We start from the raw sequence: 5,011 nt of genomic DNA on the forward strand, positions 1-5,011 counted from the left end.
TGCATTTACAGCTAAGGGTGGAGACAGCTACGATGTTTTCGAGAAAATTTATAAAGCTGGTAAAGTAACTGACTTGGGACTTTCAGATTGGGAGAATTTAATAGAACAGTTTGAGTCACTTGATAAAATTCCTACGGAAATTGAAGGTAGAATTGTAGATATTAAAAAATAGTATAAATTTTATTCGCCCCCTGTCTTTTTAGATAGGGGGTTTTAGATGAAAATATGAACTATGGTATACGTATAATGTCATTAAAGGAATTCCATGTCGAGGAAGTGATAAAAATATATGGAAAAAGGACTGTAAGTTTTGCACTTACAGCCCTTTTTTAATGAAGATATTTTCTAGGCTTTAAATTCCCACAAATTCTCGGTGAGCTTCTTTATATATTCTAAGATCGGCTCGTAGCCTATCCCATAGCCTGTCGGCACTGTAATATATCCATCCTTGGCAACGACTTCAGGAGTAATAATATCCTCCTCCCAATAACGGGATGAACTTGATGTGTCACCTGGAAACGTAAAGTTAGGTAACGAGGCAAGTGCAATATTATGTGCACGACCAATACCAGCTTCCAGCATCCCACCACACCAAACTGGTATATTTTTTTCTAAGCAATAGTCATGGATTTTTTTTGCTTCTGTAAGTCCCCCGACGCGACTTATTTTTATATTAATAACTTTAGCGCTACCTAATTCTATGGCTTTTCTTACATCTTCAAGTGACAGGATACTTTCATCTAAGCAAATAGGTGTTTTAATTTCTCGTTGAAGTTTTGAGTGATCAACTATATCATCGTAACCTAAAGGCTGCTCGATCATTAAAAGATTGTATTGATCAAGCTGCCTAAATATTTCTATATCATCTAAGGTATAGGCTGAATTAGCATCTGCCATTAAAGGTAATTCGGGAAACGCTTCTCTTAGAGCAGAGATTAAAGAGATATCGCTTCCAGGTTTGATTTTCACTTTAATACGTTTATACCCTTCCTGTACGTAATTCTGTACGACACTTATAAGTTCATCAGAACTCTTTTGTAAGCCAATGCTGACTCCCACTTCGATATTTGTGAGGGTACCACCAAGTGCTTCAGATAAAGGAAGACTATTTCTTTTTGCGTAAAGATCCCAAATAGCACCTTCTATCGCAGCCTTAGCCATATTATTTTTACGAATAGGAGAAAATATAGCAGACACTTCATCTGGATGATTTATATCCCTATTTAATATTAACGGGATTAAAAAATCCTTTATAATATGTAAATTAGTTTGAAAGGTTTCCTCGTTATACCACGGAGCATGAAAGGCAGTAGACTCACCCCAACCGGTATTTCCACTTTCGTCCATAACCTCGACTAACAAAAAAGGCTTCTCCTTAACACTCCCAAAGCTAGTTACAAACGAATTTTTCATCGTCATATTTAGATGATGTAATCTTACTTTTTTAATAATCATTTTTATAGAACTCCTTAATTGGGAGGTTATTTCATCTTTTTTATAAACTGATAATAATTCACCGGTTCCTTAGTTTTACGAACAGCAATTATGGAATAATTTTCAATGAATAGAGTTTGTATGATTTTTCTAATCTGAAGATCCCATTTTAATGCTAGATCAGGCTCTGTGACACGCATTTCTTGAATCATTTGAGGAATTGGCACTTCATAAGCTTCCTCAGTCGGTACAAATATGCGTGGCTCGATTAAGACAGGATAATTATTTTCTGTAAAGTCAATGTGAAAAGGCTGTGTAAACTTTGTATTCTCCGGCATCGATTATCCTCCGCTTTCTTACTCTTAATCTACCACGTTTTATGCTTAATTTCATTGATATCCTACTAAAATTATGAATTTTCATCGACACCTTCAAAAAGAAAATGACTTGGGATACTTTGATACATCAGCTGTCTATTTTTAAAGGCATCCTTTTGTTCGACTATTAAGCCTGAAACAATGGCATTCATAAAAGAAAACAACGGTGCAACGGCATCAAAGGTTGACTTGTTTTGTGTAGATACAGGGAATAACACGTCGCTATATTCATGTATGGGAGCAAGCATAGAATCACTAATGCCAATAATATAAGCCTTTTGCTTTCTAACTAATTCTGCGATTTGAAGCGTTTCTTTCAAATAACGGTGAAAAGATATAATAATTACTACCGAATTTGAATTCATGCTAGCAATGGTTCTAATCACATCTTCTGTGTCCGGTCTCATAAAGTGAACATTTTCTTTTACTAAACCAATAGAAAAAGAAAGCCAATTGGCGGCAGGATAGGAAGTACGAAGGCCTAATACATAGATTGATTTTGCCTTTGAAAGTCTTTGTACGGCTGCGTAATAAGACGCGGCGTCTATTTGATCCATAGTAGCTTGAATAGATTGAATATCTTTTTCCATGACTTGTCTATGAAAGCTCTCTTCCTTAGATAATTCAATTTCTGTGTATTGGTAAGGGCTTGTTGAGGATTCATTGATAAAATAATGTTCACGCATAAGCTTTTGAAGTTCCACATAGCCGGAAAAGCCAAGTGTATAGGAAAAACGAATAACAGTCGATTCGCTTATTCCTATCCTTCCTCCTAATTCGGCAGCTGAACAAAGCGCTATATCCCGAGGATGATCTAATACATAAGTAGCCATTTTTTTTTGGCTTTTAGACATAGTAACAAAATTTTCACGAATAAGATTTTGTAATTGCACGGGGTTCTCCTTTTGAAGTTAAGGCGTTATTTTTGATGTCGTTTGAAGGTTAAGCTTCAATTTCTAATAATGCTTAATTTATCATAATATTCTATTCATTACAATTACTTTTTTTAGATAGGGGTTTTAAATAGTATATATCAATGTATTTATATAAAATCCTTTTTTTATAAAGTACACGAACAATAAGGTGTAGAATGTTCTTATTTATAGGTAAAAGTTAATTTTATGCTTTAGGTCAATGGTTTTTACTAATCCAATCTAGTTCATAAAAAATTCACAACTGGATTTTCATGCACCCAATAAAAAAAAACCACGTATGGTGGGGATAGTTATTTATTTTCTTTTTTCTCCTGAACTATTTTTTCTTCTTCGTCAAAAAATGGACAACCTTCACCAATCATATTAAGGGAGGCAATTTCATCTAGATCTTGCCTTCTTTTCATTTCATTAGAATCAACAGGATTTGAATTTGAGCTCAACCAATATCCCCTCTCAACTTTTACTTCAATATATTCTAGGGAAAAAGAAAAAAGTCCAAAAAAAAATTTCATTCCGTAAATTGAGGCTAAAATTCTATTATTTATGCAAATATCATCGTATTATGTCATAATCACGTTATATATTTAATTCTGAAAATTGCAGAAAATGGCAGATAGAGTAAAATATTAAAAAAGGAGGAGGGCTATATGTCGGTTCAACATTTTGTAGATGGAATGAATAAAAGTATAATTCATGTGGAAAAGTCAGTAGAACAAATGGTGCATCAAACTAGCATGACAAAACTCGATCAGCAACAAATAATGCGAGCTTTAATTGAGTTGAGTGAGAAAGTAAAACTGATTGAGATGTATATTCACATACAAAAAAAAGAAGACCACTCTTAATGTCTTCTCCTTGGTATTTATTTAAGTTATCTCTTTAATGATTTTTTCTATATCTTTAAGCGGTGCATGGCAACTATTATTTTGACAAATTTGTACCGACAAGGTTTCTAAAGGCGCTTTGGTTGACCAAGTATCAAACGGTCTATACGTTGTCTGAAGCACCTTTACGATATCGCTTATTGGGTTACCGATTAACTTTATTTCTCTTCCTTTACCATTTAATGATTGGTATGCGATTAGCGAAGACAATAGAGAGGTTGGATAAAGTGTAATTTCCTCTGCAAAAGTGGAAATAGTATTTTCAGCTAGCTGAAGCATATCTGGATCGTCGGTAATTTTAGCTAACCTCCAAAACTGCCAAGCGATTGTCCCGTTCCCAGCAGGAATAATTTGATCCATAATTATTTTTTCTCGAACAATTAATTTTTCTCCACGCTTACTCGTAAAATAAAATCCACCATTTACCTCATCTTTAAAGTTGTCCATAATCTCTGAGGCTATCTGTTTTGCCTTCTTTAAATACTCTTCCTCATACGTTGCTTCATAAAGCTCAACAAATGCCCACAATAAATTTGCATAATCATCCAAATAAGCAACATTTTTTGCTTCTCCATCTCTATAAGTTGCGTATAAAACATTTTCCTTAATAAGATGATCCTCAATGAATTGCAAAGCTCTTTTTGCAGAGCTTATAAAGTGAGGATTCGTAAAGGCTGCTCCAGCTTTGGCAAGTGCAGCAATCATTAAACCATTCCATGAGGTAATTATTTTGTCGTCAATATGTGGGTAAGCCCTGTTCTGACGATGATCTAAAAGAATAGCTTTAGAAGCATCTAATCGTTCTTCCAATTCATCCTCCGATATATTAAATTCCTCTAGAATAGAAGCAATATCAGTATATATTAAATTAGGTATGTTTTTTTCATCAAAGTTACCTTGTTCTGTAATATCATAGCATCTTGCAAAAAGTGTACCCTCATCTTCACCCAAGACTTGTATTACTTCCTGAAAAGACCAAACATAATAAGTTCCTTCTTCACCATCACTGTCCGCATCAATTGCTGAAAAGAAGGGACCTTCAGGATGATTCATTTCCCTTTCAACAAATTTAACAGTATTGTATACAATTTCTTCATACTGAGGAATTCTAGTAATTTGATAAGCCTCGGTATATGCCATTAAAAGCAATGCTTGGTCATAGAGCATTTTCTCAAAATGTGGAGTAAGCCACATTTCATCCGTTGAGTATCTAGCGAATCCACCACCAAGATGATCTGATATTCCACCACGAGCAATACCGTCCAATGTAATCTCAACCATATTAAGGGCATCATCATCCTTAGTTTCATGATAATACCTCATTAAAAAGAGCAGCTGTAGAGGGGAGGGGAACTTAGGTTCTTTACCAAAGCCACCATGC

Annotated in this window: 6 protein-coding genes; 1 reads left to right on the plus strand and 5 read right to left on the minus strand. The window is 34.6% G+C overall.

Annotation, left to right across the window (positions count from 1 at the left end; all coding sequences use genetic code 11):
* Positions 1-345: 345 nt before the first annotated feature.
* From menC to AC06OU_RS05535, 4 genes are all read right to left on the minus strand, one after another.
* Positions 346-1,455, minus strand: a complete 1,110-nt coding sequence (menC, locus tag AC06OU_RS05520) for an o-succinylbenzoate synthase (protein WP_475854494.1) — start codon at positions 1,453-1,455, stop codon at positions 346-348.
* 26 nt (positions 1,456-1,481) lie between these two features.
* Positions 1,482-1,772, minus strand: coding sequence for a hypothetical protein (locus AC06OU_RS05525; protein WP_475854495.1), 291 nt, complete (start codon positions 1,770-1,772; stop codon positions 1,482-1,484).
* Positions 1,773-1,843: 71 nt separating this feature from the next.
* On the minus strand, positions 1,844-2,704 hold the full coding sequence (locus tag AC06OU_RS05530) for a MurR/RpiR family transcriptional regulator (RefSeq protein WP_475854497.1): 861 nt from the start codon (positions 2,702-2,704) through the stop codon (positions 1,844-1,846).
* A 332-nt stretch (positions 2,705-3,036) separates the two neighbouring features.
* Positions 3,037-3,186 (minus strand): hypothetical protein, encoded by a 150-nt coding sequence (locus AC06OU_RS05535; protein ID WP_169358770.1) that lies wholly within the window; start codon positions 3,184-3,186, stop codon positions 3,037-3,039.
* A 207-nt stretch (positions 3,187-3,393) separates the two neighbouring features.
* On the opposite strand from AC06OU_RS05535, the gene AC06OU_RS05540 reads away from it, so the two are divergent.
* The gene (locus tag AC06OU_RS05540; protein WP_475854499.1) at positions 3,394-3,591 is read left to right on the plus strand and encodes a hypothetical protein; all 198 of its coding nucleotides are present in this window, start codon (positions 3,394-3,396) and stop codon (positions 3,589-3,591) included.
* 21 nt (positions 3,592-3,612) lie between these two features.
* On the opposite strand, the gene AC06OU_RS05545 is transcribed toward AC06OU_RS05540, so the two are convergent.
* Positions 3,613-5,011: thioredoxin domain-containing protein (locus AC06OU_RS05545; RefSeq protein ID WP_475854501.1), on the minus strand; the 1,399-nt coding region annotated here is incomplete at its 5' end.

The sequence above is a fragment of the Psychrobacillus sp. genome (genome assembly GCF_056205495.1).

Bases quoted from the DNA above. Each gene is read 5' to 3' on its own strand.
- menC (WP_475854494.1), bottom strand. From the start codon at position 1,455: ATGATTATTAAAAAAGTAAGATTACATCATCTAAATATGACGATGAAA.
- AC06OU_RS05525 (WP_475854495.1), bottom strand. From the start codon at position 1,772: ATGCCGGAGAATACAAAGTTTACACAGCCTTTTCACATTGACTTTACA.
- AC06OU_RS05540 (WP_475854499.1), top strand. From the start codon at position 3,394: ATGTCGGTTCAACATTTTGTAGATGGAATGAATAAAAGTATAATTCAT.